Consider the following 25,038-nt stretch of genomic DNA (forward strand, 5'->3'; position numbering starts at 1 on the left):
AAATGCGCTACGACATCGTCATCATCGGCGGGGCCATCGTCGGATCCTCGGTCGCCTATTATCTGCGCGAGGAAGGGTTTTCCGGCTCGATCGCCCTGGTCGAGCGCGACCCACAATTCGCGCATGCGGCAACGACACTGTCCATGGCCTCGATCCGCCAGCAGTTCTCGATCCCGGAAAACATCCGCCTTTCGCAGTTCACGCTGAAACTGTTCCGGCGGCTGAAGGAAACCTTTGGAACCGACGCCGATATCGGTTTCCGCGAGGGTGGCTATCTCATCCTTGCCGGCGAGGACGGCTTGCCGATCCTTAAGGCCAATCACGAGGCGCAGATGGCCGAGGGCGCCGACATCGTGCTCGAGGATGCCGAGCAGCTGGTACGCCGCTTCCCGTGGCTGTCGGCCGAGGGCATCACCGCCGGCGCCTATGGCCGGACAGGCGAGGGCTGGTTCGATGCGCATGCCATGCTGATGCTGTTCCGCAAGGCGCTGCGGCAGAAGAAGATCGATTTCATCACCGCTGACGTCACCGGCATTGCGCGCAACGGCAACCGCGTCACCGGCGTCAGCCTCGACAATGGCGAGACGCTGGAGGCCGGCATCGTGGTCAACGCTGCCGGACCGAATGCCGGCAAGGTCGCGGCGCTTGCCGGGCTGGCGCTGCCGGTCGAGCCGCGCAAGCGCAACGTCTTCGTCTTCGAGGCGCGCGAAAAATATGCCGACATGCCGCTGCTGGTCGATCCCTCCGGCATCTATGTCCGCCCGGAAGGCTCGGTTTACCTCACCGGCGGTGCCGAGCCGGAAGAGAGCGATGGCCCGGCCGATCCCGGGGATTTCGAGGTCGACTGGCCGCTGTTCGAAGAAGTAATCTGGCCGGTGCTGGCGACCCGCATTCCAGCCTTCGAGGCAATCAAGCCGACGCGCGCCTGGGCCGGCCATTACGACTACAACACGCTCGACCAGAACGCCGTGGTTGGCCCGCATCCCGAAGTCGGCAATTTCCTGTTCGCCAACGGCTTCTCCGGACACGGCCTGCAGCAGGCGCCGGCGGTCGGCAAGGCGCTGGCCGAGCTGATCGTCCACGGCGGCTATCGCACCGTGGATTGCTCGGCGTTTGGATATGGCCGGGTAGCTGAGGGGCGGGCGTTTCGGGAATTGAATGTGATTTGAGCGTTGGCGGGACAGCGCGCCCTCCAACGGCAAAGGTCTGCGCCGACCTCAGTCTTTGCGACCGAAGGCTTGTGCCACCGCGCACGAACAGTTGCCTTTTATTTGCCGCCGGCTTTGTGTAAACCGACGTCAGCAAATTCCCCCGCAACGAAAACACGGGCAAAAGCCATGGAAAAATTCACCAAGCTCACCGGCGTCGCCGCTCCGATGCCGATCGTCAATGTCGACACCGACATGATCATCCCGAAGGATTATCTGAAGACAATCAAGCGCACCGGGCTCGGCACCGGCCTGTTCGCCGAAATGCGCTACAAGGACGACGGTTCGGAAAATCCGGATTTCGTGCTCAACAAGCCGGCCTACCGCAAGGCGCAGATCCTGGTTGCCGGCGATAATTTCGGCTGCGGTTCATCGCGCGAGCACGCGCCGTGGGCGCTGCTTGACTTCGGCATTCGCTGCGTCATCTCGACCTCGTTCGCCGACATTTTCTACAACAACTGCTTCAAGAACGGCATCCTGCCGATCACCGTCAGCCCCGAGGATCTGGAGAAGCTGATGGACGACGCCTCGCGCGGTTCCAATGCCACGGTGTCGGTCGACCTCGAGGCCAAGGAAATCCGCGGACCGGATGGCGGTGTCGTCACCTTCGACCTCGACGATTTCAAGCGGCACTGCCTGCTCAACGGGCTCGACGACATCGGCCTGACCATGGAGAAGGCCGGCGCCATCGCTTCGTTCGAGAAGCGGAACGCCGAACAGCGCCCCTGGGCCTGAGCGGTACGCTCCGGGCGGATAGGCCTCGGCCGCTTTCAGGCCGGGTCGTTGCGCCGGCTTCGTTGCGACCGAGTGGAGGGACTGCCATGATACGTTTGCTTCTTGCCGGCGTTTGCGGGCTGGCCTTGTTGCTGGGAGCAACCGTGAGCGCGTTTGCGCAGACGCAGACGCCCGCCACACAGCCGGCCCCGGCGACGGACCAGCCGCCCGCCGATCAAGGAACGAACTCCGCCGACGCTTCCGATGACGACAAGCAAGCCCCTGTGCCATTCGAAGGCGGCACGCTGACCATCACCCAGACGGAACAGTATGGCGAGAAGGTTCTGGCCTATGACGGTCAGCAACTGGCGACCAATTATGACGTCTTCTTCGACAAAATAGTCGAGGTCGGCGGCGTCAAGGTGGCGCTGTTCGATGTCGGCGACGGCGGCAATCAATGCGGGCCGGCGACGGTGATCGTCTGGAAGCCGGAAGGCGGCACCATCCAGAGCACAATGGTCGAGCAGGACCAATGCGGTGCGCCGCCCTCGGCGGTGTCCGACAACGCCATCTACTTCGTGCCCTATCTGTTGCCGGGGGATCAGAAGCCGGCTTTGCAATGGTCGCCGACAGACGGGCTGACGATTTCGGGCAATCTGACCTACATGCCGGAACCCGGCACGGACTGGAAGGACATCGATCCGGAAAAGTACCAGAACATCATCGACGCCTTCCACAACGAGGCCGTCTACAGGCTGGCCGAGACGCTGCTCGGCAAGGACATGCCCGACATGGCGACCAGCCTGCTGGTCGGCGGCGGCACCGAAAAGACCGCCTCGGGTGCGTTCTATGCCAGCGGCTGCGTACCGCATGACTGCGGCGGCAATGATGGCTTCATGGCGGTCGATCCGGCCAAGCATAAGCTTTACTTCGCCCGCCGCGGCGAGAATGGTCAGCCGAACGCCTGGCCGGCGGTGGCGACATGGCCGGCCGATGTGAAGGAGGCGCTGGACAAGGCGCTGGGGGCGGCGAATTAGGGACATTACGCGGCGACCGCCGCACCGTCGTCGTGCTGCGGAAAGGAATTGTTTCCGCCGCGATCCTTCACACCCCCCTCTGCCCTACCGGGCACCTCCCCCGCAAGGGGGGAGATTGGCAGCTTCGCCGCTCCGCCCACTCCGCAACGTTTGGTAATTGGCGAAACCATTCGTGACATCCGATCTCCCTCCTTGCGGGGGAGATGGCCGGCAGGCCAGAGGGGGGTGCTGTCCCGCCAACATCGAAACTGTTTTGCACCGCCAATCCATCTGCTTTGGCCCATGGTCAGCCCTACCCTTTCGCTGCAAAATGGCGACCTCAATCTGCGAGGCCCCCATGCGCAAACTCATCTCCACCGGTTCGCCCTTCGAAAAGACCGCCGGCTATTCGCGTGCCGTGGTGCAGGGCGACTGGTGTTTTGTGTCGGGCACGACCGGCTACGACTATGCGACGATGACGATGCCGGAGACGGTCGAGGCGCAGACGCGCAATTGCCTGGCGACGATCGGTAAAGCGCTTCGGGACGGCGGCTTCGAGATGGCTGACGTGGTGCGGGCGCATTACTACATCACCGACCAGGCCTTCGTGGATGTGGTTTTTCCGATCCTCGGCGAGACGTTCGGCGACATCAGGCCGGCGGCGACGATGATCGTCTGCCAGCTCAACAAACCGGAAATGAAGATCGAAATCGAGGTCACGGCGCTGCGGCGCACGGCATGAAAGGCGGACCGATGAAAGTCCGACGTATCGTTGCCAACATCGAGACATCGGATGTCGCGGCGGCAAAACGCTTCTACCAGGACGTGCTCGGCCTCGACGTGCTGATGGACCTTGGCTGGATCGCCACCTACGGTTCCAAGGAAGCGATGCAGGCGCAGGTCAGTTTCATGGCGCAGGGCGGCTCCGTCACGCCGGTGCCGGATCTCTCGATCGAGGTCGACGATGTCGATGCGGCGCTCGACGGCATGAAGGCGGCCGGCTTCGCCATCGAATACGGACCGGCGGACGAGCCCTGGGGCGTGCGGCGCTTCTATGTGCGCGATCCGTTCGGCCGGCTGGTCAACATTCTCTCGCATCGGTGACGGTTTAGCCTGGGTTCCTCGCCCCCACGAAAGTGGGGGAGAGGTGGCTCGGCGAAGCCGAGACGGAGAGGGGGAATGGCGCTGCCGTAGCCAGGCGAGCGATCGCGCACGTGTTAAGCCAGTGCCTTACGAAGCCCCTCTCCGGCCGCTTCGCGGCCACCTCTCCCCCGCCTTTGGCAGGGGCGAGGAACCCAGGTCCGGAGAAGGCCGGCAGGCCAGCGGGGTGTAGCATAGCGCCAAACAGCCGCGCCTGTTTGCGTCGCAGCGCTTCTCGTCCCCTTGCATGCAACTCGCTTGGCGTTTAGCAAGGCCGCGGTTCAATCTTTCCAGGACGGTTTCTCCATGGCAACGAAGCATCTTTTCCTGCTCCCCGGTGACGGCATCGGTCCGGAGGCCATGGCCGAGGTCAAGAAGCTGATCGCAGCCATGAACGACAAGCTCGGCAGCGGTTTTGCCACTGACGAAGGTCTGGTCGGCGGCTGCGCCTACGACGCGCATGGCGCGGCGATCTCGGATGCCGACATGGAAAAGGCGATGGCGGCCGATGCGGTGCTGTTCGGTGCCGTCGGCGGCCCGAAATGGGATGCGGTGCCTTACGAAGTGCGCCCGGAGGCCGGCCTGCTGCGGCTGCGCAAGGACATGGAGCTGTTTGCCAATCTGCGCCCGGCCATCTGCTATCCGGCACTGGCGGCGTCCTCCTCGCTCAAGCAGGAGGTGGTCGAAGGCCTCGACATATTGATCGTGCGCGAACTGACCGGCGGCGTCTATTTCGGCGAACCCAAGCAGATTATCGATCTCGGCAACGGCCAGAAGCGCGGCATCGACACGCAGGTCTACGACACGTTCGAGATCGAACGCATTTCGGGTGTCGCCTTCGAGCTGGCGCGGACCCGCAAGAACCACGTCACCTCGATGGAAAAGCGCAATGTGATGAAGTCGGGCGTGCTGTGGAACGAGGTCGTCACCCAGACCCACAAGGCGCGCTATTCAGACGTCAAGCTCGACCACATGCTGGCCGATGCCGGCGGCATGCAGCTGGTGCGCTGGCCAAAACAGTTCGACGTCATCGTCACCGACAATCTGTTCGGCGACATGCTGTCCGACATCGCCGCCATGCTGACCGGCTCGATCGGCATGCTGCCGTCGGCCTCGCTCGGCGCGCCTGACGCCAAGACCAAGAAGCGCAAGGCCCTGTACGAGCCGGTGCACGGCTCGGCGCCCGACATCGCCGGCAAGGGCATTGCCAACCCGATCGCCATGATCGCCTCTTTCGCCATGTGCCTGCGCTATTCCTTCGGCATGGTCGAGGAAGCCGACCGTGTCGAAAGCGCGATCGCCGCCGTGCTCGACCAGGGCTTGCGCACCAAGGATATTTTCTCCCCGGGCATGACCGAGGTCGGCACGGTCGAGATGGGCGACGCGATCATCGCCAAGTTCCTGGGCTGATACCATGACGGTCGACGTCCGCTGGGCGACGACCAGCGACGCCCCGGCACTCGCCGATATGTTGTGCGAGATGGCTGTGCACTACCGGCAGCCGCCGCTCGACCACGAGCGCGCTTTGTCGGCGGCACGGAAATGGCTTGGCTGGGAAAGCCCGGCCTATCCGCATTTCGCGCTCGCCTTCGTCGAGGGCGAAGTCAGCGGCCTGGCGTCGGTGGCGATCGCGCATCCGGGTATCGATCTCGAGCGGTTGCTGTTCCTCAAGGATTTGTTCGTGTGCGAGAAGGCTCGCAACGCCGGCGTCGGCCGGGCGCTGATCGGCTTTCTCGCCGACCATTGCCTGCGCGAAGGCATCGGTCGCATCGACCTGACCACCGAGGACTGGAACGAAGGCGCGCTGCGCTTCTACGACCGGCTTGGCGCCGAACGCCACGGCCAGAAGGTCTTTCTCAGGCTTTCGGGCGAGGCCTTGAAGGCGATCGCCCCCTAGACCCTGACCCCTGCCGGCACCCGTCCCCGTGGGCGAATGCTACCTAGGGCTGTGTACGATTGCAATATGCACGCGAAAAACTATATTCTGACGCCCGCCGGCACCGGTCCCCACTGGTTTTCGCGGGCCTGCGTCGGGATCAGCGCGAAGACCAGGATGATCAGGCTGCCGATGGTAGGGATCAGCACCACCAGATAAAGCCAGCCTGACAGGCCGATGTCATGGATGCGGCGAACGGTCATGCCGAGGCTGGGCAGCAGTGTCGCCAGAATGAAGGTGCCGCAAAGGCCAACGGTTACCGCCGCCGATACGCTGCTGTCGAAATTGCCCATCTCGTTGTCGGCGAAAAGGCCGATGCCGCCGATGACAAGCAGCGAGATCACCCAGAACAGGAAATAGCCCCAATATTCCTTGCGGCGGGCGCGGCCGGCGAAATTGAAATAGTTTTGCGTCACGCCACGCCAGAAATAGCCCCACAGGTCGGTGGGCTCGGCCTGCTCGGAAGAGCGGCCGAAATGCCGCGCCTGGGGCGCGGAAGCTGCCGGTGCATTGCCGGCTTGAGCCGCCGGTGCGGCCTCGGTGCTGGAGTCCGTGGCGGCCGCAGGGGCAGCCTGTGAGGCGATCGAAAAGACGTCGCGCGCCTGGCCGCCGCCCGGCTGGAACTCGACTGCCGCGCCCTTCCGCATAGCGGGTTCCCGGCGCAGGTTCTCGCGGGTGAAGGTGTAACGTTTGCCGTCGGCCCCGGTGATGAAGCCAAACCCCTGGTCCTCGTCATAGTGAAGCACTTCACCGCGCATATGACACCCCCGCTTGCCACGTCCCTGCCAAGGTGTGGCACATGGCCGAACCGATGGGCAAGACCGCATCGGGATGCGGCCGACGTCATTGCGGCGGATGAGGTTCGTTGCCCGGTCTTACGAAGGCCGCTTCTTCGCCTTCTTGTGCTTGGGCGCACCGGTGTTGTCGAATTTCGGCTTGCCCGGCTTCTTCGCCCATGGCTTTGCGTCATGCGGGGCGGCCGGGCGCTGATCGGCCGCTGCCGGTGCTCGTTTCTCGAATTTGCGCTTCGGTGCGTTGGGGTCGAACGGCGCCTTGCCGCGATGCGGCTTCTTGTCGGAGCTTGGCGGCTGATAGCCGGCGCGCGACAAATCGGGCGTGCCGTCCAGGCGTTTCACCAGGATGTTGTTTTGCAGTTTGCGGTCGGGACCGATCGCCGCCAGGAAGCGGTCGGCCCAGTCGGCCGCGATCTGCACGAAGGTCTCATCCGGCTGCATCTTGATGGCGCCGATCTCGCGCTTCGAGATGCTGCCGGTGCGGCACAGCATCGGGATCAGCCAGCGCGGCTCGGCATTCTGCCTCCGCCCGATCGACAGCGAGAACCAGACGCTGGCGCCGAAATCGTCGCGGCGGCTGGGCGCCTCGTCGCGGCGCGCGAAGTTCTCGCCCGCCGATCTTTCACGCGATGGCGTGAACGGTGCGATTTCCATGAGATCCTCGGGCGCCGAGCGGCTGGCACGGCACTGGCGCACGAAGGCGGCGGCCACCCGTTCGGCGCCATGTTTGGCGAGCAGCGCGTCGATGAAACCGCGCTCGTCCTCCTTCACCGGTTCCTCGAAAGCCGGATCGGCAAGGATGCGTTCGTCGTCGCGCCGGATCACGTCGTCGGCCGAGGGCGGGCTCGCCCATGTCGCCTTCAGCCCGGCGTTCTGCAGCAGCCGCTCGGTGCGCTTGCGGGCGCTGTTGGGCACGATCAGCGCGCTGACGCCCTTGCGCCCGGCGCGCCCGGTGCGGCCGCTGCGGTGCAACAGCGTTTCCGGATTGGTCGGCAAATCGGCGTGGATCACCAGTTCGAGGTTGGGCAGATCGATGCCGCGTGCTGCCACATCGGTGGCAATGCAGACTTTTGCGCGGCCGTCTCGCATCGCCTGCAGCGCATGGCTGCGCTCGTTCTGGCTGAGTTCGCCCGACAGGGCGACGACGGAGAAGTTGCGGTTGTTGAAGCGCGCGGTCAGGTGGTTGACGGCGGCGCGCGTGTTGCAGAACACCAGCGCGTTCTTCGCCTCGTAATAGCGCAATACGTTGATGATGGCGTTCTCGCGGTCGGGCTGGGCGACGCTCAACGCCCGGTATTCGATGTCGAGATGCTGCTTCTCCTCGCCGGCGGCCGAAATGCGCACGGCATCGCGCTGGTAGCCTTGGGCGAGCGTGGCGATCGAGCGCGGCACCGTGGCCGAGAACATCAGCGTGCGGCGCTCGGAGGGCGCTGCGTCGAGAATGAATTCGAGATCCTCTCGAAAGCCGAGATCGAGCATCTCGTCAGCCTCGTCGAGCACCACCGCCTTGAGCGCCGACATGTCGAGCGAGCGCCGGGTGATGTGGTCGCGCAGCCGGCCGGGCGTGCCGACGACGATATGGGCGCCACGCTCCAGCACACGCCGCTCCGAGCGCATGTCCATGCCGCCGACGCAGGACGCCACGGTGGCGCCGGTCAGCTCGTAGAGCCATTCCAGCTCGCGCGTCACCTGCAGCGCCAGTTCGCGCGTCGGCGCCACCGCCAGCGCCAGCGGTGCGGCGGCGTGGCCAAAGCGCTCCGCGCCTTCCAGCAGGGTCGGCGCCAGAGCGAGGCCGAAGGCCACCGTCTTGCCGGAGCCGGTCTGCGCCGAAACCAGCGCATCGGCCTCACCGAGTTCAGGCGCCACAACCGCCTTCTGGACCGCCGTCAGCTCGGAATAGCCGCGTTTCTCCAGCGCCCTGGCCAGCGCTGGAACAAGTGCTTCGAAGTTGGACATCTCACTCTTTCGGAATTTTAGGGTCCGCGCTCATCACGGAGCACATGCCGGGGCCGACCTAGCGCCAGCCAAACAATCTTGACCGTTCGTACTTCGCGCAGCCGCCATTGTACAGGGCGCAGGGGAAAACCGAGCGTCGCTCGGCAATTGACTCTTGACGCAAACCGCGTAAAAGCCGGCACCGAACAGGACAGTTTCGATGCGCGGCCTTTTGATGGCGCTTTATGCACTCGACTTCTCCGGCCATGGCAGCATGGTCCGCGGACGGTCGGCGCACGCGTTCCTGCGTTCAACCAAAACCATGGCCAAAACCACCACCAAAACGGTGTGATTCCCTTGGCCTAACCACCCTCTCCCGGGTCCGGCCCGGGGGACGGAACCCGCATCGGCCGGCGGGTTTCTCCAAAAACCAAGCGGAGAGGGACAGGAGATTTTTCGATGAGTTTCAAGGTAGCGATCGTCGGCGCCACGGGCAATGTGGGCCGGGAAATGCTCAACATACTGGAAGAGCGCGGCTTTCCGGTAAGCGAAGTCGTGGCGCTGGCCTCGCGGCGCAGCCAGGGCACCGAAGTGTCGTTCGGCGACCGCACGCTGAAGGTCAGGACGCTCGACCAGTATGATTTTTCCGACACCGACATCTGCATCATGTCGGCCGGCGGCAACGTCTCCAAGGAGTGGTCGCCGAAGATCGGCAAGCAGGGCTGCGTCGTCATCGATAATTCGTCGGCGTTCCGCTACGACCAGGACGTGCCGCTGATCGTGCCGGAAGTGAACCCGGACGCGATCTCGCTGTTCACGCGCAAGAACATCATCGCCAATCCGAACTGCTCGACGGCGCAGCTGGTGGTGGCACTGAAGCCGCTGCATGACTTCGCCACCATCAAGCGCGTCGTTGTCGCCACTTATCAATCGGTGTCGGGTGCCGGCAAGGAAGGCATGGACGAGCTGTTCACGCAGACGCGCGCTGTGTTCGTCGCCGACACCGTCGACGTCAAGAAGTTCACCAAGCGTATCGCCTTCAACGTCATCCCGCATATCGACGTCTTCCTCGACGACGGCTTCACCAAGGAAGAGTGGAAGATGGTCGCCGAGACCAAGAAGATGCTCGATCCCAAGATCAAGCTGACGGCGACCTGCGTACGCGTGCCGGTGTTCATCGGCCATTCGGAAGCGGTCAACATCGAGTTCGAAAAGCCGATCACCGCCGACGAGGCGCGGGATATTCTTCGGGACGCCCCGGGCTGCCAGGTCTTGGACAAGCGCGAGGACGGCGGCTACATCACGCCGCTGGAATCGGCTGGCGAGGATGCCACCTTCATCTCGCGCATCCGCGAGGACTCGACCATCGACAACGGCCTGTCGATGTGGATCGTCTCCGACAATCTGCGCAAGGGCGCGGCCCTCAACGCGGTGCAGATCGCTGAGTTGCTGGTCGAGCGCGGCCTGATCCAGCCGAAGAAGAAGGCGGCCTGACGGCCATCCTGTTTTCGGTCACGGGCTCGGCCTTTGGCCGATTCGTCTTCGCTCACGGGCCGTATCGCCGCTGCCGCGGCTGGCCCTCCGCGAGGGCGCCGGACGACCGGCGGCCCGCGGTCGCGGGCTCGGCCTTCGGCCGGTAGCTAATCTCCCCCCTTGAGGGGGAGATGTCCGGCAGGACAGAGGGGGGCGCTGTCCCTCTGTCCCCTCAATTGATCTCAGTTGCACTCGCAGCCCCATTTTACTGGCCGTAGATGAGCGAAGTTGGCGTTCCTTCACGCCCCCCTCAGCCCTGCCGGGCATCTCCCCACAAGGGGGGAGATCGGCAGCTTTGGCCGATGCGCTACGCTCTGTTCTCCTCGGCCAACTCCGTCAGCAGCTCCAGCGCTTCCTCCGCCCGATCGGCGGGGACGAACAGGTGGTCGTGGTAGAAAGCCGAGACCGGATTGACGCCCATGCCGGCTGCCGCGAGACGCGTGGTGATGGCGGCGAGGAAGCCGACGGCTTCCAGCGACGAATGGATGTTCAGCGTCAGCATCCGGCAGCGGAAGGAAGCGGTCAGCCCCGCGGCGTTAGCCTCCTCCTCGGTCACGATCAGCGTCGTGCCCTCGCGCTCACGAAACACCATCACCGGTTCGACGTCTTCCGGCTGAGCGACGCCAGGCGCCAGCGTGGCAAAGACATAGATGCCGGCGAGCAGTTCCGGCGTCATCGATGCCAACAGTGTCTTCAGATCGGTTTCGCCGGTCATTTTTCTCATCTCTCGACTGATGCAGAGCGGGTAGCCCACACAACCTTCAATATCCGCGACCGGCGAGTGCCGATAGTCCGCGCGCTGTACCCGTTGCGCTGGGCGCCGAAGATGATCCCGGCGGAAAAGTTCTATTTTTCGTAGGTGTTGGATACGGGTGGCTCTGCCTTCGGAGATCGGCTGAAACGCCTCTCGCTTCGTCATCCTGGGGCGAAGCAAGGAGCGAAGCGACGCGGCGCAGACCATAGGATGACGAAGGCATAATTATGCCTGCGCCAAGGTTGCTTTCGCCTCACTGTAGCGTCACCGGCGCCAAAAAGAATCCCGACGCTGTCGGATCGCCGCTCCATGCCGCGTCCTTGGTTCGACCCCGTTGAAAAGGGCTCGAATCATCAGGAGGGAACACTATGAGCATTTCCGAAACCGCGCTCGTATCGCCGGGCGCTCTGTGGACCGGCCGCGCGCTCAGCGGCGTCATTGTGTTGTTCATGATTTTCGACGGCGTCATCAAGCTGCCGCCGCTCGATATCGTCACCCAGACGATGGTGCCGCTCGGTTGGCCGGCCGACCCGAATGTCGCGCGTATGCTTGGCGTCATCGGCCTGATCTCGACGGCGCTCTATGCCGTGCCGCGCACCGCTGTGCTCGGTGCCATCCTGCTCACCGCCTATATGGGCGGCGCCATCGCCACCAATGTCCGCGTCGACAGCCCGCTGTTCTCGCACACACTGTTCGGCGTCTATCTCGGCGTTACCCTGTGGGGCGGCCTGTACTTGCGCGACCCTCGGACACGCGCGCTGATCCCGTTCAGCTGAATCCCTTGCCCGCAATCTCTTTGGGATCAAATCGCCGAGTTGCGAGTTAGGGATTCACTCGGCGGCGGCGGCGGCTCCTACTGGAGAGGAACGACCATGAAGAAAGCGATGTTTTTGATGGCCCTGCTGGTGCCGCTCGCCGCTTGTTCACAAACGGAGAAAGGCGCAGCTATCGGCGGCCTCGGTGGCGCTGCCGTCGGCGCTGCTGTCGCCGGCGATCCGGCTGAGGGCGCCGTCGTTGGTGGCGCTGTCGGCGCTGTTGCCGGTGCGCTGATCGGCCGGGCGAGCGAGCGTGGCGAATGCCGCTACCGTGATAGCCGTGGCCGGGTCTACATCGACCGCTGCCCACGCGGCTATTGATCGGGCGGCCTTACACACAGGACAATGGCAAAACGGCGGGCACATGGCCCGCCGTTTTTCTGTATGCGATAGAGCAAATTATTCGGCGGTGGCGGCTTCCGCTTCGGCCGGGGCGGCCGCAGCGGCCGCAACGGCGGCAGCAGCGTCTTCCTGCGCCTTCTTCAGAAGGGCAGCGCGTTCCTGCGCCTTCTTGCCCGGCTCGGCCTTCTTCGGGTTGGAACGGGCGTCGCGCTTGACGAGGCCGGCCTCGTCGAGGAAGCGCAGCACGCGGTCGGTCGGCTGGGCGCCATGTGCCAGCCAATGCTTGACGCGGTCGGCGTCGACCTTGACGCGTTCGCCGTCCTTGGGCAGCAGCGGGTTCCACGAGCCGATCGACTCGATGAACCGGCCGTCACGCGGCGAACGGGCGTCGGCGATGACGACGTGGTAGTAAGGACGCTTCTTCGAGCCCGCACGGGCCAGTCTGATCTTCAAGGGCATTTCTTTTCTCCTAAAAACTCTAAGTTCGTTGATTGGTTTCAGTTGGCTTTCATCACGCCGTTGGAAGCGGCGATCTGTTCGTGATGGCGGATCACTTCGCGGACGACGAAGTTGAGGAATTTTTCCGCGAAATCCGGGTCGAGATGGGCATCCTTCGCCAGCTGGCGAAGGCGGGCGATCTGCTGCTGTTCTCGTGCCGGGTCGGCCGGCGGCAGGCCATGCGTCGCTTTCAGCACGCCAACCGCCTTGGTGCAGCGGAAGCGCTCGGCCAGCATGTGGATCAGGGCTGCGTCGATGTTGTCGATCGAGGCGCGGTAGTCGGCCAGGACGGCGCGAGCGTCGGCCATGTCCTTTTCTTCGTTCATGGCGTCCTCACTTCTTCTTGCCAAGGCCCGGCAACCCGCCGCCGCCGAGACCGGGAAGCCCGGGGAGCTTCATGCCGCCAGGCAGCCCGGGCAGGCCACCGCCGCCGGGCAGGCCCTTCATGCCGCCGAGGCCGGCTGCCTGTGCCTGCTTCTGCAAGGCTTCCAGCTGCTTGGGGTCCATCTTCGACAGGTCGGGCATGCCGCCGCCCATGCCGCCCATGCCTCCAGGCATCATGCCGCCAAGGCCCATCTTGGAGGCAAGGCCGCCCATCATGCCGCGCATCAGGCCGCCGCCTTTGCCCTTGCCGCCCATCGCCTTCATCATGTCGGCCATGCCGCGGTGCATCTTGAGCAGCTTGTTGATTTCGGCCGCGTCGGTGCCGGAACCGGCGGCGATGCGCTTCTTGCGCGAGTGCTTCAGCAAATCCGGATTGGCGCGCTCGGCCTTGGTCATCGACGAGATGATGGCGAGCTGGCGGCCGAACATCTTGTCGTCGAGGCCGGCGGCGGCCATCTGGTCCTTCATCTTGCCCATGCCGGGCATCATGCCCATGATGCCGCCCATGCCGCCCATCTTCGACATCTGCTGAAGCTGGCTGGCGAGATCGTTCAGGTCGAACTTGCCCGACTGCATCTTCTTGGCCATCGCCGCCGCCTGCTCGGCGTCGATGTTTTCGGCGGCTTTTTCGACGAGCGAGACAATGTCGCCCATGCCGAGGATGCGGTCGGCGATGCGCTTGGGGTGGAATTCTTCCAGCCCGTCCATCTTTTCGCCGGTGCCGATCAGCTTGATCGGCTTGCCGGTGACGGCGCGCATGGAAAGAGCCGCACCGCCACGGCCGTCGCCGTCCATGCGGGTCAGCACGAGACCGGTGATGCCGACGCGCTCGTCGAAGCTCTTGGCCAGGTTGACGGCGTCCTGGCCGGTCAGCGAATCCGCGACCAGCAGGATTTCGTGCGGGCTCGACACCTTCTTGATGTCAGCCATCTCGACCATCAGCGGCTCGTCGATATGGGTGCGGCCGGCGGTGTCGAGGATGACGACGTCGTGGCCGCCAAGCTTGGCCGCCTGTACGGCGCGGCGCGCGATGTCGACCGGCGACTGGCCATCGATGATCGGCAGCGTCGCGACCTTGACCTGTTCGCCGAGCTGGCGCAGTTGCTCCTGCGCGGCGGGGCGCCGCGTGTCGAGCGAAGCCATCAGAACCTTCTTGTTCTGACGCTCGGAAAGCCGCTTGGCGATCTTGGCCGAAGTGGTGGTCTTGCCGGAACCCTGCAGGCCGACCATCATGATGACGACCGGCGCCGGCGCATTGAGATCGATGGCGACGCCTTCGGCGCCGAGCATGTCGACCAGTTCGTCATGGACGATCTTGACGACCATCTGGCCGGGCTTGATCGACTTGACCACGGCAGCGCCGACTGCCTTCTCGCGAACCTTGTCGGTGAAGGCGCGCACCACTTCCAGCGCGACGTCTGCTTCGAGCAGCGCCCGGCGCACCTCGCGCAGCGCCGCCGAGACGTCAGCCTCCGACAGGGCACCGCGGCCGGTCAGGCCATTCAGGATGGAGCCAAGACGCTCCTGAAGCGATTCGAACATTCTGTTTCCTTTTCCCTGGCACCCGGATGATGCCCGAGAGGTAATGCGTTCGCGCCGAGTATCCAACCCAAGTTGGTCCAAGCAAAGCCAAAACCAAAAAGCACCCGGGGGCGCTCAGCGCTGCCGGGTGTTGGCCTCCAGGATCGATTTACAGCACTTCACCTCAAAAAGGCTTAGGCGTCCTGGTCGGCTTGCTCGGAGGGATACTCGTCGCGGAATTCGGGGCGTGTAGACAGGAAATCGGCCACGGAGTCAAGACAAGCGCCGGATTGCGTTGTTCTCCGGGCTGCAATCAGGTTGAGCTCGCCTGGTCCGGAAGCTTGGCGGTGACCCTGAGCGGCGAACGTGGATGTAAAAGCAGCAGGATCGTCAGCAGGCTGCAGGCGATGCCGATCAAGGCGATGAGAACCGCATCCGACGTCGCCCAGCCCGGACCTTCGAGCGGCCTGGCGTTGAACAGGGCGAAGGAATTGTAGCTTTCCTGATGCGAGATCAGCAGGAAGCCGGTCAGGTTGTTGCCGAGATGAGCACCCAAGGCGGCGCCGAGATTGCCGGTTGCGTAGACCACAAGCGTCAGCAGCAGCGCGAAAGCGGCGATCGAGGCGAGCACACAGGCGTTGATGGCGGCCGACGAACTCGCGCTCCAATGCAGCGAGGTGAACAGCAGGGCCGGCAACAGCGCCCAGACGAACGGGCTCTTGAAGCGGCTGGCGAGACCGCGCAGCAGATAGCCGCGAAACAGCACCTCTTCCGACGATGTCTGCAGCAAGGTGAGCGCGGCGATCGGGATCACAAACAGCAGCCAGGACGACAGGCTGATCGGACCGCGCGCGATCTGCGGCTGCAGCAGATAGAGCAGGATCTCGGATAGGAACGACGTGATCAGCACCGCGATCAGCCCCTTGAGGAAGCCCGACCACGAAATACAACGGCTGTTGCCGAGCAGCGCCGACAGCTTCTCGCCATGCACCCAGCGCATCGCGACCCACAGGCCGACCCAGACGCCGGCAAACGAGACGAGCGCGGTGAGGATGCCGACGGGCGAAGCGAGGAAACCCTGCATGCCGGATGACGGGGCCGCCTGCCAGGCGAAGAAGGCATAGGTGCCGCCGAACAGCACGGCCACGGTGGTTGCTGCCCAGAACAGGAGGACGATCCCCGTTCCGAGGATCAGGCGGGGCAAGGTCGTGCGGGCGTTGGGCGAGCGCCGATAGCGTTCGAAGGCGGCTGAATCGATCGTCACGCTGGTTCCCTTGCCTAGGCATAGAGCCGCATGATTTATGAGATCGGGTGTTTGCGCGCAATCATTCCCGTTCGGCGCTATAGGCGCTGCCCTCATCCGCCGGCAGGGCGATGAGGGCAGCGCCGACTTCGGCGATTGGCGATTTCCAGCACAGGAGGCCGCCGCTACGGCATCCGATTGTCGTCAGCGCACCACGTACATGATGCGCCGCGTGTCCGGGTCGATCAGCGCCGGCTGGCCGTTCACGTAGACGTAGCGGTAGTTGTAGTCCGGAATTTCGCGCAACTCGACGGTGTCGGGCAGGATTGCGCCGGTAACCACCTCACCATCGAGATAGACGGGGTCGAGGCGATGGGTGCTGACATAGGTCCTGACTTCGGCCGGAGGCCGGGGGATAACGTCCACGACCGGATCGCTGGCGATGATCGCGCCGGTATAATCGGTCGAGTAGCTGCCGATGTCATCCGGCGGCGAGACGACGGCAACACTGGACCGCCGTTCCGTCAGCACCACCCGGCTGCCGCCTATATCGGCCGTTACATAGTCGGAATAGACCCAGCCCCGGCCGCCGGCTTCGGCGATAGTGCACCATTTGCTGTTTTCGATGCAGCCATTGAGCGTCGCCGACTGGCCGGCGGCAAGCACGCCGATGACAGGATATTGCGGACCGGGTCCGGCGCGGACGTTGAGATCGGTGACGGCTGAAACGGCGGTGTCGGCAAACGCGGCGCCCGACATGACGGTCAGCATTCCGGCGAACGCGGGAAACAACAGGGATTTCATGGTTTCTCTCCGTTTTCATGGTCCCTCGCCAGCGAAAACGGGGCAGTGGCGCTTGCGTTCCCGCTAAAACGCCTGCGCCAACTCACGATTTGTTCCCTGTTCTTTCGGCAAATCGGTCAGAAGTTCGTGAACGAAGGCCAGTTTGCGCGCCGTGACGTCCGAAATGACGAAGGGGTAGAGGTCGGGCAGGCCCATGCAGCGGTTGATCGAATTGGAGGCCTCCGACAGCACCAGCCAGCGGGCAAGGATCTTTTCGAAAGGCTCGGGCGCGGCCGCCGGCTCCGAGGGTGCGGCCTGCAATCCGCCGCCGGTGTCGCCGCGTGGCAAGTCGTTGGCCTCCACCGTCTCCAGCCGGCCGAGCGGAAAGTTCAGCGCGTGGACCATTTCCAGCGTGTCGGTGATGTGCAGGTGGTGCGCCCAGGTCTCGGCCCAGTCCTCCCACGGATGCGAGGTCGCATAGGCCGAGATGTGGCCTTGCTGCCAATCGGGCGCGGCACCATTGGCATAATAGGTCTTCAGCGCCTGTTCGTAGTCGGCGCGATCGTCGCCGAACAGCGCGCGGAAAGCGTCCAGCCTCCGCGGGTCGTCGCGGATCAGGCGGTCCCAGTAATAATGGCCGAGCTCATGGCGGAAATGGCCGAGCAAAGTGCGATAATTCTCGCCCATCTCGACGCGCCGTTTTTCGCGCTCGGCCGAGTCCGCCTCGGCAACGTTGAGCGTGATCAGGCCGTTGTCGTGGCCGGTCAGGATTCGTTCGCCGCCGGGACCGCCGCCGATCGGGTCGGCGAGGAAGTCGAAGGCCAGTCCGATCTCGTCGGCAGGTGTCTGCTTGGGCACTACCGGCAGCCCGAAGGCCAGCAGCGAGTAGATGGCGCGCTTCTTCGCAGCCTCGACGCGGATCCAGCGGCGGCGGTTGCCGTCGACCGAGAGGTCAGGGATCAGCTGGTTCAGCACGCAGGCGCGGCAAAAACCCTGCCCCGGCTCGGCCATCCAGTTGCAGGCGCATTCGTCGGCATTGGTGCACTGGAAGATGCCGTCGATGCCCGCCAGTGCAAAGCGGGCGTGCTCGGGATCGTAGAGCACGAGGTTCCCGCAGTTCAGGCACTGGGCGTTCTCGAAATAGATGCGGTGGCCGCAATGTGGGCAGTCGAAGAGTTTCATGTCGGTCTCTAACCTTCAGAGCAGCCTATGTGGGGCGGCAGGTGCCCAACGCCAACCGCCCTGCGGCGTTCCGCATTTTCGAAGCTATTTCGCCGCAAGCTGGGCGACGACCTGTCTTGCCACTGCTTCGCCCGACAGCCGTGCGCCGCCGCAGGTCTGGATCAATGGACCGGCGAGATGCTCGCCGGCGAAGAAGATCTTGTCGGCCACCGGCTGCATGAGTGCTGCGCGCGCCAGCGAACGGCCGGGGCGGGCGGCTGCGTAGGCACCGCGTACGAACCGCTCTCCGCCCCAGTTGGTCATCATGGCGCGCCCGACATGCTTGCGCGTGTCGCCGCCGAAGATGCCGCACAGCCGGTCGACGACGAAGTCGATCCCGGCTGCTTCGCCGGCCGCCGACATCTCCCAGGCGAAATCGCCGCCGACGAAGCCGACCATCAGGTCGAGGTCGAAGGGAAAGCACAGGAAATAGATGTCATGCCGGGCCAGCCGTTCGATCAGCAGGTCGTCGAAGGGCTGCAGCCCGAGCCTTGTGCCCGATATTTCGACCGGCAGCTTGGTCAGCATGCCCATCGGCAGGTCGAAGAAAGAGCCGAAATGCGTGTCCGGCAGGACAGGCGAGAACGCGATTTCCTCGAAGGCGAGCACCGCAGGCGAAGCGGTGACGATCACCGCCCTGGCGCGGATGGTGCCGCGATCGGTGACGCATGCTACCCCCGGCACGTCCCAAAGGATATTGCGCACCGGCGTCGACAGTTCGACCGGCACGCCGGCGCCAAAACGCGCGACCAAGGCGCCAAAGCCCTCCTTGCTGAAATAGTTGGGGTCGAGATCGGCCGCTGCCTGGAAGTCGCGGATCGAGATCTCGTCCTCGTCGGCGCCGAAATCCATCGGGCCGGCGAAGGTGGCCGCCGCGCGTGGCGCGTGCCCCTTTGCCAACAGCGCCGAAAGACGATCATCGTCGCCATCCTTCACTTCATGCCTGGCCAGCAGCTCGAACAGCTTTGCGTCGGCGGCCTTCATATCGGCTTCTTCCGCTTCGCTCGCCTTGCGCTCGCGATAGTAGAGATGATCGACATTCATGTCGTGATGTTGCAGCGTCCAGCCGGCCACTTGTGCTTCGGGAAAATAGGGATTGCGGTCGGCGGCGTGCAGCCAGGCGCAGCCGATGTCGAAAGGCACGCCGAAATGCTGGTCGCTGGTCCAGGCGCGGCCGCCGATGCGGTCCATCGCTTCGAGCAGCGTGAAGGAGAGGCCTGCCGACTGCAAGGTCCTGGCGGCGGCGAGACCCGCCGAGCCGGCACCGATGATGACGACATCAACGTCTTGCATGCAGCCCCCCTGCCACAATAATCCCTTGATCGTAGGCAAATTCCACGGCATTCGCCAGCATTGCAGCGGCGACAGTGACAAGTGCGCGTTTCGCTGGCAAGTTCGCAATTGGGACGTGATTCAGGCAACCAGGAGAAAAACATGGCATTTCTTGCCAAGGGAAAGATGTTTGCAGCAACCGTAGTGGCTGTGCTTGCGCTGGCGACGGGCGCGCAGGCGGGGGCCAGTTGCGGCAAGACCGGCGCCGGCTTCGAGGCCTGGAAGCAGGATTTTGCCGCGCAGGCCCAGTCCGAAGGCGTAGGCGCCAAGGGTCTGGCCGCTCTGGCCGGGGCGAACTACGCGACAAAGACGATCTCCGTCGACCGCGGCATTCACAAGGCCTTCAGCGGCTCGGTGGACGATTTCATGAGGCGTCGTGGCGGCGCCGCGATCATTTCCAAGGGGCGGTCGCTGAAGAAGTCGAACGCGGCACTGTTTTCCAAGATCGAAGCGAATTACGGCGTGTCGCCCGGTGTCTTGCTCGCCATCTGGGGGATGGAAACCGGCTTCGGTTCCGCCATGGGCAACCAGAACACGGTCTCTGCCATTTTGACGCTTGCCTATGATTGCCGCCGTCCGGGTTTCTTTTACCCGCATGCCATTGCAGCACTGAAGCTGGTCGATCGCGGGGCGTTGACGGCCTCGTCGGTCGGCGCCGCGCATGGCGAGATCGGCCACACGCAGTTCCTGCCCGGAAATGTCTTGAAGTATGGCGTGGGCGGCGGAAACCTGCGCGACAAGGGCACGGCGTTGGCTTCCACCGCCAACTTCCTCAAGGGCCATGGCTGGCGGGCAGGTGCGAGCGCGAGTTCGAATATGGGCGCAATTGCCGGCTGGAATTCCGCGAGCGTCTATCAGCAGGCCATCGCTCGCATCGCCACCGCGATCGACGGCGACGACTGACAGGGTCGTCCTCATTGGACAGAACCCGGCCATTTGACTTGATTGAGAGCCCGGCACGACGCCGGGTTTTCATTTGATTTCGAGTGTGTAGGAACAGCCGGCCAGCGTCTTGCCGGGGTGTGACTCGACGGTCGAGACGTTGAGCTTGATGTCCGTGGAGAAGGTCAATCCATCCGTCTCTTCGGTGCTTTGGACAATGACCTTCTCGCCAAGGAATTTCTCCGGCGTCGAAAAAACGGCTGCGACATCGAGCTCTCTGGCAAGCTCCGGCGCGGTAACGCCGTCGAGCACGGCCATCGGCCCGGCAGCGGTAAAGACGATCGATCCTGTCTCTCGGTTGAACACCCGAATTTTGGCCGGCAGTTCATATTGGCTGAGAAACGGATTGCCCGAGGCAACCTCCTTCCAGCCAAGCGTTCCAACGGCACCTGGTGCGCTGGATAGCCAAAGGGCAAAGTCGTTGTAGGCCGGAACGTCAGCCCGGCATTCGATCAGCGCGGGAAGGTCGAGGGCGGCGGGGTCAAACTCCTGGCTCGCCGCCGGCGTCGCCAGAAGGACCAGCGGCGCCAGGCAGCGAACGGGACCGCGCATCCGCGTTATTTATTGCGGTTACGCGCAGCCAGTGTCCTCAGCCGCAGCGCGTTGAGGCGGATGAAGCCGGCCGCGTCTTTCTGGTCGTAGGCGCCACGGTCGTCCTCGAAGGTGACGAGCGCGTCGGAATACAGCGTCTTCTTCGACTTGCGGCCGGTGACCATGACGTTGCCCTTGTAGAGCTTGAGGCGCACCGTGCCTTCGACGTCTTCCTGGCTCTTGTCGATCATCGCCTGCAGCATCAGCCGTTCGGGCGCGAACCAGAAGCCGTTGTAGATCAGCTCGGCATAGCGCGGCATGAATTCGTCCTTGAGGTGGGCGGCACCGCGGTCGAGCGTGATCGATTCGATCGCGCGGTGGGCAGCGATCAGGATGGTGCCGCCTGGTGTTTCGTAGACGCCGCGCGATTTCATGCCGACGAAGCGGTTCTCAACCAGGTCGAGCCGGCCGATGCCATTGTCGCGGCCAAGATCGTTGAGGGCCGCCAGCATGGTCGCCGGCGACAGTTTCTTGCCGTTGAGTGCGATCGGATCGCCCTTGAGGAATTCGATCTCGATCTCGGTCACCTTATCTGGCGCGTCCATCGGCGAAACGGTGCGCTGGTGGACGAATTCCGGCGGCTCGACCCACGGATCTTCCAGCACCTTGCCCTCGGAAGAGGAGTGCAGGAGATTGGCGTCGACCGAGAACGGCGCGTCGCCCTTCTTGTCCTTCGGCACCGGGATCTGGTGCTGCTCGGCGAAGTTCATCAGGTCGGTGCGCGACTTGAACGACCAGTCGCGCCATGGCGCGATGACCTTGATGTCGGGGTTCAGCGCGTAAGCCGAGAGCTCGAAGCGAACTTGGTCGTTGCCCTTGCCGGTGGCGCCATGCGCAATCGCGTCGGCGCCGGTCTCCCTGGCGATCTCGACCAGATGCTTGGAGATCAGCGGCCGCGCAATCGAGGTGCCGAGCAGATAGGTGCCTTCATAGACGGTGTTGGCGCGGAACATCGGGAAGACGAAGTCGGAGACGAACTCCTCGCGCACGTCGACGATACGGATGTCCTTGATGCCCATCATCTCGGCCTTGCGGCGCGCTGGTTCCAACTCTTCACCCTGACCGAGGTCGGCGGTGAAGGTGATGACTTCGGCACCGAACTCGGTCTGCAGCCATTTCAGGATGATGGATGTGTCGAGACCGCCGGAATAGGAGAGCACGACTTTCTTGATGTCTTTGGCCTTGGACATTTTTACCCCGTCGATGGCGGACACCCCAAGCCGGGCGTCACGGATTGTCGGATGGCCTTTTAGCAGGAACGGCAGAGCGAGCAAGCACGCCCGCGTGCATGGCTTCTGGTCCCAGCGCATGGCGAGGGGTAGTGCGGGCAGGGAAAACAACCTGCTGCAATCAAGGACTGTATTTGCTGGAGGGATTTAATCAAGTTTTCACGCCCTGCCACTAATATGACGACAAAGCTGTGTTGGCGAGGTGCCGACACGGCCTTGCTCGCTCATCGCGGGCACCCTCGGGCTTGGGTCATTCCTGATGCGCGTTATATCATGTATCGCCATGGAGCATAATCTATGGCTCGTCCTGCTGGCGGCGCTGATGTGCGTCACCGGCTGCTGGGTGACAATCGGCCTCTTCGACCGCGCCAGGAAAACCGCTGGCGTGCAGATGAAGGGCTGGCTGTTCCTGACCGCGGTCGCCGCCGGCTCCTCGATCTGGTGCACGCACTTCATCGCCATGCTGGCCTACCGGCCCGGCGCGCCGATCACCTTCGATCCGGTCCTGACCATGGCATCGCTGGTCATCGCCATCGCCGGCACCGGGTTGGGCTTCACCCTCGCATCCGGAAGGAGCCGGCGTCTTGCTCCGGAGTGGGGCGGGTGCGTCGTCGGGCTGGCGATCTCGGCTATGCACTACACCGGCATGATGGCCTATCACGTCGCCGGCATCGTCGAATGGGATGGCTCCTATGTCGTCGCCTCGCTGGTGATTTCGGCAGTGTTTTCCGCCATAGCCATCGGCCATGCCGTGCGCCGGCCATACCCTTGGTCGCAGTATCTCGCCATCGGGCTGCTGGTGCTGGCGATCGTCGGCCTGCATTTCACGGCGATGGCGGCGGTGGCAGTGACGCCGCTGTCCTTCATCACCACCGGCACCAATCCGGATATTCTCGTGGCGATGGCGGTCGCCGTCGCCGTTGTCGGCCTGATCGTCGCGGCCACCGGCTTCGCCAGCTATCTGATCGACGAACGCGGCCGCCTGGAAAGCTTCGAGCGGCTTCAGCACCTTGCCCTCAACGATGCGCTTACCGGCCTTGCCAACCGGGTCTCCTTCAACGACCGCCTCGACCATGAGATCGAACGGGCGCGGGAAGACAAGGAAACGATGACGGCCGTCATCGTCATCGATCTCGACCGCTTCAAGGAGATCAACGACCTCAGGGGGCACGCGGCTGGCGACCAGGCGCTCAAGATCGTCGCCCGCAGGCTGGCGAAACTCACCGGCGACGGCGAATTCGTCGCGCGGCTCGGCGGTGACGAGTTCGCCGCGATCAAGCGCTTCAAGGATCAGAAAGACCTTCTCGGCCTGGTCTCGAGGCTGGAGAAATCGCTGTTCGAGCCGTTGCGGCTCGACGATTTCGAAATCGCCGCCGGCGCCAGCATTGGCGTCGCCGTCTATCCGCGCGACGGGGCCGATCGGGAGAGGCTGGTCAGCAATGCCGATCTCGCCATGTACCGGGCAAAGAACGACGTGACGCGGGCCGTCTGCTTCTACGAATCCGCCATGGACGAGACGGCGCGGGCGCGTCGCGCCCTTGCCACCGACCTTCGGCAGGCGATCGAGCGCGGCGAGCTTTCGCTCCACTATCAGGTGCAGACCTCGGTTCCGACCGGCGCCACCTGCGGCTACGAGGCGCTGCTGCGCTGGACCCATCCCGTGCATGGCATGATCCCGCCTGCCGAGTTCATCCCGATCGCCGAGGAGAACGGCTCGATCATGGCGATCGGCGAATGGGTGTTGCGGACCGCGTGCCGTCAGGCGGCTTCGTGGGACAATGGCCACAAGATCGCGGTCAATTTATCGCCGGTGCAGTTCGCCCATGCCGACCTCGCCAAGCTCGTTCACCAGATCCTGGTCGAGACCGGGCTGTCTCCGAAACGGCTGGAGCTCGAGCTGACCGAATCGACGATCGTCGCCGACAAGGTGCGCACGCTGCATGTCCTGCGCCAGATCAAGGCACTGGGCGTGACGATCGCGATCGACGATTTCGGCACGGGCTATTCATCGCTCGATACGCTCCGCTCGTTTCCCTTCGACAAGATCAAGCTCGACCGCTCGTTCATGGCCGATGTCGAGCGAAGCCCGCAGGCCAAGGCGATCATCCGGGCGGTGCTGACGCTGGGCCGCAGCCTCGACATTCCAGTGCTCGCCGAAGGCGTCGAGACGCATGTCCAGCTCACCATCCTGCAGGTCGAAGGCTGCAACGAGGCGCAAGGCTATTTCCTCGGCCGGCCCAAGCCGATCGACCAGATCACCGGGGGTCCCGATGTCCGCAACGATCAGCTCGTCGCGGAGGAGCCCGCCAGGATGCGGCTGAGCCGGCAGGCGTAGGATTGCGGCGGCTGGCCACCCGCGAATGTCTTCGCCAGACGCCTCCTGGATCGACCATCGGATCGCTGCTGTGTCTGGCACCGTCATGGCGCATCCTGTATAGGGCCTCCCAATCTCCCGGGGCCGCTCATGTCGTTCATTCCAGATACCACCACGCTGATCCAGTTCGCCATCGCCACCGTCATCCTGGCGATCACGCCGGGGCCTGATATGACCTTGTTCGTCTCGCGCACGCTGAGCCAGGGCCGCGCCACCGGCTTTGCCTCGATGGCCGGTGCGCTGTGCGGCACGCTGATCCACACCACGCTGGTGGTGGTCGGCATCTCGGCGCTGATCGTCGCCTCGCCGATGGCCTTCTTCGTGCTGAAGATATTCGGCGCCGGTTATCTCGTCTTCCTTGCCTGGCAGGCGATCACCAGGGGCTCGGCCTTTTCGCCGGAGAAGAAGACGGGGCCTCGGATTTCGCTGTTGCGCAGCTGGGCGGCGGGCCTTGGCGTCAATCTGCTCAACCCGAAGATCATCCTGTTCTTCATGACCTTCCTGCCGCAGTTCGTCTCCGCGCATGACCCGAACGCGCCGGGAAAGCTGTTTTTCCTTGGGCTCATGTTCATCGTGCTGTCGGTCCCGGTGACCGTGCCGATGGTGCTGGCGGCGGAAAAGTTCTCGGCGGCGATGAAGGCCAGCCCGCGCGTGACGCGGGTGGTCGATTATCTTTTCGCCGGCGTTTTTTCGGCCTTCGCGCTCAAGATCCTGACGGCGCAGGCGAAGTAAG

At 64.0% G+C, this 25,038-nt stretch carries 26 protein-coding genes; 14 read left to right on the forward strand and 12 right to left on the reverse strand.

The features are described from left to right. Positions 1 to 2: 2 nt before the first annotated feature. The 7 genes from ACSQ3L_RS04740 to ACSQ3L_RS04770 all read left to right on the forward strand — a co-directional run bounded on the left by ACSQ3L_RS04740 (position 3) and on the right by ACSQ3L_RS04770 (position 5,975). The gene (locus ACSQ3L_RS04740) at positions 3 to 1,169 is read left to right on the forward strand and encodes an NAD(P)/FAD-dependent oxidoreductase (protein WP_436158892.1); all 1,167 of its coding nucleotides are present in this window, start codon (positions 3 to 5) and stop codon (positions 1,167 to 1,169) included. Between the two features lie 168 nt (positions 1,170 to 1,337). Then, the gene (gene leuD / locus ACSQ3L_RS04745) at positions 1,338 to 1,943 is read left to right on the forward strand and encodes a 3-isopropylmalate dehydratase small subunit (RefSeq protein ID WP_023810900.1); all 606 of its coding nucleotides are present in this window, start codon (positions 1,338 to 1,340) and stop codon (positions 1,941 to 1,943) included. Positions 1,944 to 2,029: 86 nt separating this feature from the next. After that, entirely contained in the window at positions 2,030 to 2,959 is a 930-nt protein-coding gene (locus ACSQ3L_RS04750) for a hypothetical protein (protein ID WP_436158893.1), read from the forward strand. A gap of 337 nt (positions 2,960 to 3,296) precedes the next feature. Then, entirely contained in the window at positions 3,297 to 3,680 is a 384-nt protein-coding gene (locus ACSQ3L_RS04755) for a RidA family protein (protein WP_436158894.1), read from the forward strand. An 11-nt stretch (positions 3,681 to 3,691) separates the two neighbouring features. Next, positions 3,692 to 4,042, forward strand: a complete 351-nt coding sequence (locus ACSQ3L_RS04760) for a VOC family protein (RefSeq protein ID WP_436158895.1) — start codon at positions 3,692 to 3,694, stop codon at positions 4,040 to 4,042. A gap of 342 nt (positions 4,043 to 4,384) precedes the next feature. Continuing rightward, complete coding sequence (gene leuB, locus ACSQ3L_RS04765) at positions 4,385 to 5,488, forward strand: 3-isopropylmalate dehydrogenase (protein ID WP_436158896.1); 1,104 nt, start codon at positions 4,385 to 4,387, stop codon at positions 5,486 to 5,488. 4 nt (positions 5,489 to 5,492) lie between these two features. Then, complete coding sequence (locus ACSQ3L_RS04770; protein ID WP_436158897.1) at positions 5,493 to 5,975, forward strand: N-acetyltransferase family protein; 483 nt, start codon at positions 5,493 to 5,495, stop codon at positions 5,973 to 5,975. A gap of 80 nt (positions 5,976 to 6,055) precedes the next feature. On the opposite strand, the gene ACSQ3L_RS04775 is transcribed toward ACSQ3L_RS04770, so the two are convergent. Together ACSQ3L_RS04775 and ACSQ3L_RS04780 are read right to left on the reverse strand one after the other, a co-directional pair. Beyond that, positions 6,056 to 6,772 carry a DUF805 domain-containing protein gene (locus ACSQ3L_RS04775; RefSeq protein ID WP_436158898.1) on the reverse strand — a complete coding sequence of 239 codons (717 nt, stop codon included), beginning with the start codon at positions 6,770 to 6,772 and terminating at the stop codon, positions 6,056 to 6,058. A 117-nt stretch (positions 6,773 to 6,889) separates the two neighbouring features. Further along, positions 6,890 to 8,764, reverse strand: coding sequence for a DEAD/DEAH box helicase (locus tag ACSQ3L_RS04780; RefSeq protein ID WP_436158899.1), 1,875 nt, complete (start codon positions 8,762 to 8,764; stop codon positions 6,890 to 6,892). Positions 8,765 to 8,963: 199 nt separating this feature from the next. Between ACSQ3L_RS04780 and ACSQ3L_RS04785 the strand changes: the two genes are divergently transcribed. Beyond that, a complete protein-coding gene (locus ACSQ3L_RS04785) occupies positions 8,964 to 9,095 on the forward strand; it encodes a hypothetical protein (protein WP_292187082.1) in 132 nt (43 codons plus the stop codon). A 107-nt stretch (positions 9,096 to 9,202) separates the two neighbouring features. Further along, positions 9,203 to 10,237: an aspartate-semialdehyde dehydrogenase gene (locus ACSQ3L_RS04790; protein WP_436158900.1), complete on the forward strand. Its 1,035-nt coding sequence runs from the start codon at positions 9,203 to 9,205 to the stop codon at positions 10,235 to 10,237. Between the two features lie 346 nt (positions 10,238 to 10,583). On the opposite strand, the gene ACSQ3L_RS04795 is transcribed toward ACSQ3L_RS04790, so the two are convergent. Beyond that, entirely contained in the window at positions 10,584 to 10,991 is a 408-nt protein-coding gene (locus ACSQ3L_RS04795) for an ACT domain-containing protein (RefSeq protein ID WP_436158901.1), read from the reverse strand. Positions 10,992 to 11,398: 407 nt separating this feature from the next. On the opposite strand from ACSQ3L_RS04795, the gene ACSQ3L_RS04800 reads away from it, so the two are divergent. Continuing rightward, positions 11,399 to 11,806 (forward strand): DoxX family protein, encoded by a 408-nt coding sequence (locus ACSQ3L_RS04800; RefSeq protein ID WP_436158902.1) that lies wholly within the window; start codon positions 11,399 to 11,401, stop codon positions 11,804 to 11,806. A gap of 96 nt (positions 11,807 to 11,902) precedes the next feature. Next, positions 11,903 to 12,166, forward strand: coding sequence for a YMGG-like glycine zipper-containing protein (locus ACSQ3L_RS04805; RefSeq protein ID WP_436158903.1), 264 nt, complete (start codon positions 11,903 to 11,905; stop codon positions 12,164 to 12,166). A 78-nt stretch (positions 12,167 to 12,244) separates the two neighbouring features. Here the strand turns inward: ACSQ3L_RS04805 and rpsP are convergent, their stop codons facing one another. From rpsP to ACSQ3L_RS04840, 7 genes are all read right to left on the reverse strand, one after another. Further along, positions 12,245 to 12,646 carry a 30S ribosomal protein S16 gene (gene rpsP / locus ACSQ3L_RS04810; RefSeq protein ID WP_013528800.1) on the reverse strand — a complete coding sequence of 134 codons (402 nt, stop codon included), beginning with the start codon at positions 12,644 to 12,646 and terminating at the stop codon, positions 12,245 to 12,247. A 38-nt stretch (positions 12,647 to 12,684) separates the two neighbouring features. Continuing rightward, a complete protein-coding gene (locus ACSQ3L_RS04815; protein ID WP_436158904.1) occupies positions 12,685 to 13,011 on the reverse strand; it encodes a chorismate mutase in 327 nt (108 codons plus the stop codon). 7 nt (positions 13,012 to 13,018) lie between these two features. Continuing rightward, positions 13,019 to 14,611, reverse strand: a complete 1,593-nt coding sequence (ffh, locus tag ACSQ3L_RS04820; RefSeq protein WP_436158905.1) for a signal recognition particle protein — start codon at positions 14,609 to 14,611, stop codon at positions 13,019 to 13,021. A gap of 292 nt (positions 14,612 to 14,903) precedes the next feature. Continuing rightward, entirely contained in the window at positions 14,904 to 15,854 is a 951-nt protein-coding gene (locus tag ACSQ3L_RS04825; protein WP_436158906.1) for a CPBP family intramembrane glutamic endopeptidase, read from the reverse strand. Positions 15,855 to 16,037: 183 nt separating this feature from the next. Beyond that, positions 16,038 to 16,637: a DUF1236 domain-containing protein gene (locus ACSQ3L_RS04830; RefSeq protein ID WP_436158907.1), complete on the reverse strand. Its 600-nt coding sequence runs from the start codon at positions 16,635 to 16,637 to the stop codon at positions 16,038 to 16,040. A gap of 63 nt (positions 16,638 to 16,700) precedes the next feature. Then, the gene (locus ACSQ3L_RS04835; protein WP_436158908.1) at positions 16,701 to 17,798 is read right to left on the reverse strand and encodes a zinc-binding metallopeptidase family protein; all 1,098 of its coding nucleotides are present in this window, start codon (positions 17,796 to 17,798) and stop codon (positions 16,701 to 16,703) included. Between the two features lie 84 nt (positions 17,799 to 17,882). Next, positions 17,883 to 19,130 carry a flavin monoamine oxidase family protein gene (locus ACSQ3L_RS04840; RefSeq protein WP_436158909.1) on the reverse strand — a complete coding sequence of 416 codons (1,248 nt, stop codon included), beginning with the start codon at positions 19,128 to 19,130 and terminating at the stop codon, positions 17,883 to 17,885. Positions 19,131 to 19,271: 141 nt separating this feature from the next. On the opposite strand from ACSQ3L_RS04840, the gene ACSQ3L_RS04845 reads away from it, so the two are divergent. After that, positions 19,272 to 20,072 carry a lytic murein transglycosylase gene (locus ACSQ3L_RS04845; protein ID WP_436158910.1) on the forward strand — a complete coding sequence of 267 codons (801 nt, stop codon included), beginning with the start codon at positions 19,272 to 19,274 and terminating at the stop codon, positions 20,070 to 20,072. Between the two features lie 69 nt (positions 20,073 to 20,141). Here the strand turns inward: ACSQ3L_RS04845 and ACSQ3L_RS04850 are convergent, their stop codons facing one another. Both ACSQ3L_RS04850 and ACSQ3L_RS04855 read right to left on the reverse strand, forming a co-directional pair. After that, positions 20,142 to 20,663 (reverse strand): hypothetical protein, encoded by a 522-nt coding sequence (locus tag ACSQ3L_RS04850; protein ID WP_436158911.1) that lies wholly within the window; start codon positions 20,661 to 20,663, stop codon positions 20,142 to 20,144. A gap of 5 nt (positions 20,664 to 20,668) precedes the next feature. Further along, on the reverse strand, positions 20,669 to 21,892 hold the full coding sequence (locus ACSQ3L_RS04855; protein WP_436158912.1) for an argininosuccinate synthase: 1,224 nt from the start codon (positions 21,890 to 21,892) through the stop codon (positions 20,669 to 20,671). A 298-nt stretch (positions 21,893 to 22,190) separates the two neighbouring features. On the opposite strand from ACSQ3L_RS04855, the gene ACSQ3L_RS04860 reads away from it, so the two are divergent. Beyond that, positions 22,191 to 24,266 (forward strand): putative bifunctional diguanylate cyclase/phosphodiesterase, encoded by a 2,076-nt coding sequence (locus tag ACSQ3L_RS04860; protein WP_436158913.1) that lies wholly within the window; start codon positions 22,191 to 22,193, stop codon positions 24,264 to 24,266. A 129-nt stretch (positions 24,267 to 24,395) separates the two neighbouring features. Beyond that, positions 24,396 to 25,037, forward strand: coding sequence for a LysE family translocator (locus ACSQ3L_RS04865; RefSeq protein WP_436158914.1), 642 nt, complete (start codon positions 24,396 to 24,398; stop codon positions 25,035 to 25,037). The last annotated feature ends 1 nt before the right edge of the window (position 25,038 follow it).

Origin of the sequence: Mesorhizobium sp. LjRoot246, assembly GCF_964254115.1 — a bacterium.
Taxonomy (GTDB): Bacteria; Pseudomonadota; Alphaproteobacteria; order Rhizobiales; family Rhizobiaceae; genus Mesorhizobium.

Excerpts from the sequence above, each read along its gene's own strand:
- ACSQ3L_RS04740 (WP_436158892.1), top strand. The coding sequence starts at position 3 with ATGCGCTACGACATCGTCATCATCGGCGGGGCCATCGTCGGATCCTCG.
- leuD (WP_023810900.1), top strand. The coding sequence starts at position 1,338 with ATGGAAAAATTCACCAAGCTCACCGGCGTCGCCGCTCCGATGCCGATC.
- ACSQ3L_RS04750 (WP_436158893.1), top strand. The coding sequence starts at position 2,030 with ATGATACGTTTGCTTCTTGCCGGCGTTTGCGGGCTGGCCTTGTTGCTG.
- ACSQ3L_RS04755 (WP_436158894.1), top strand. The coding sequence starts at position 3,297 with ATGCGCAAACTCATCTCCACCGGTTCGCCCTTCGAAAAGACCGCCGGC.
- ACSQ3L_RS04760 (WP_436158895.1), top strand. The coding sequence starts at position 3,692 with ATGAAAGTCCGACGTATCGTTGCCAACATCGAGACATCGGATGTCGCG.
- leuB (WP_436158896.1), top strand. The coding sequence starts at position 4,385 with ATGGCAACGAAGCATCTTTTCCTGCTCCCCGGTGACGGCATCGGTCCG.
- ACSQ3L_RS04770 (WP_436158897.1), top strand. The coding sequence starts at position 5,493 with ATGACGGTCGACGTCCGCTGGGCGACGACCAGCGACGCCCCGGCACTC.
- ACSQ3L_RS04775 (WP_436158898.1), bottom strand. The coding sequence starts at position 6,772 with ATGCGCGGTGAAGTGCTTCACTATGACGAGGACCAGGGGTTTGGCTTC.
- ACSQ3L_RS04780 (WP_436158899.1), bottom strand. The coding sequence starts at position 8,764 with ATGTCCAACTTCGAAGCACTTGTTCCAGCGCTGGCCAGGGCGCTGGAG.
- ACSQ3L_RS04785 (WP_292187082.1), top strand. The coding sequence starts at position 8,964 with ATGCGCGGCCTTTTGATGGCGCTTTATGCACTCGACTTCTCCGGCCAT.
- ACSQ3L_RS04790 (WP_436158900.1), top strand. The coding sequence starts at position 9,203 with ATGAGTTTCAAGGTAGCGATCGTCGGCGCCACGGGCAATGTGGGCCGG.
- ACSQ3L_RS04795 (WP_436158901.1), bottom strand. The coding sequence starts at position 10,991 with ATGACCGGCGAAACCGATCTGAAGACACTGTTGGCATCGATGACGCCG.
- ACSQ3L_RS04800 (WP_436158902.1), top strand. The coding sequence starts at position 11,399 with ATGAGCATTTCCGAAACCGCGCTCGTATCGCCGGGCGCTCTGTGGACC.
- ACSQ3L_RS04805 (WP_436158903.1), top strand. The coding sequence starts at position 11,903 with ATGAAGAAAGCGATGTTTTTGATGGCCCTGCTGGTGCCGCTCGCCGCT.
- rpsP (WP_013528800.1), bottom strand. The coding sequence starts at position 12,646 with ATGCCCTTGAAGATCAGACTGGCCCGTGCGGGCTCGAAGAAGCGTCCT.
- ACSQ3L_RS04815 (WP_436158904.1), bottom strand. The coding sequence starts at position 13,011 with ATGAACGAAGAAAAGGACATGGCCGACGCTCGCGCCGTCCTGGCCGAC.
- ffh (WP_436158905.1), bottom strand. The coding sequence starts at position 14,611 with ATGTTCGAATCGCTTCAGGAGCGTCTTGGCTCCATCCTGAATGGCCTG.
- ACSQ3L_RS04830 (WP_436158907.1), bottom strand. The coding sequence starts at position 16,637 with ATGAAATCCCTGTTGTTTCCCGCGTTCGCCGGAATGCTGACCGTCATG.
- ACSQ3L_RS04835 (WP_436158908.1), bottom strand. The coding sequence starts at position 17,798 with ATGAAACTCTTCGACTGCCCACATTGCGGCCACCGCATCTATTTCGAG.
- ACSQ3L_RS04840 (WP_436158909.1), bottom strand. The coding sequence starts at position 19,130 with ATGCAAGACGTTGATGTCGTCATCATCGGTGCCGGCTCGGCGGGTCTC.
- ACSQ3L_RS04845 (WP_436158910.1), top strand. The coding sequence starts at position 19,272 with ATGGCATTTCTTGCCAAGGGAAAGATGTTTGCAGCAACCGTAGTGGCT.
- ACSQ3L_RS04850 (WP_436158911.1), bottom strand. The coding sequence starts at position 20,663 with ATGCGCGGTCCCGTTCGCTGCCTGGCGCCGCTGGTCCTTCTGGCGACG.
- ACSQ3L_RS04855 (WP_436158912.1), bottom strand. The coding sequence starts at position 21,892 with ATGTCCAAGGCCAAAGACATCAAGAAAGTCGTGCTCTCCTATTCCGGC.
- ACSQ3L_RS04860 (WP_436158913.1), top strand. The coding sequence starts at position 22,191 with ATGCGCGTTATATCATGTATCGCCATGGAGCATAATCTATGGCTCGTC.
- ACSQ3L_RS04865 (WP_436158914.1), top strand. The coding sequence starts at position 24,396 with ATGTCGTTCATTCCAGATACCACCACGCTGATCCAGTTCGCCATCGCC.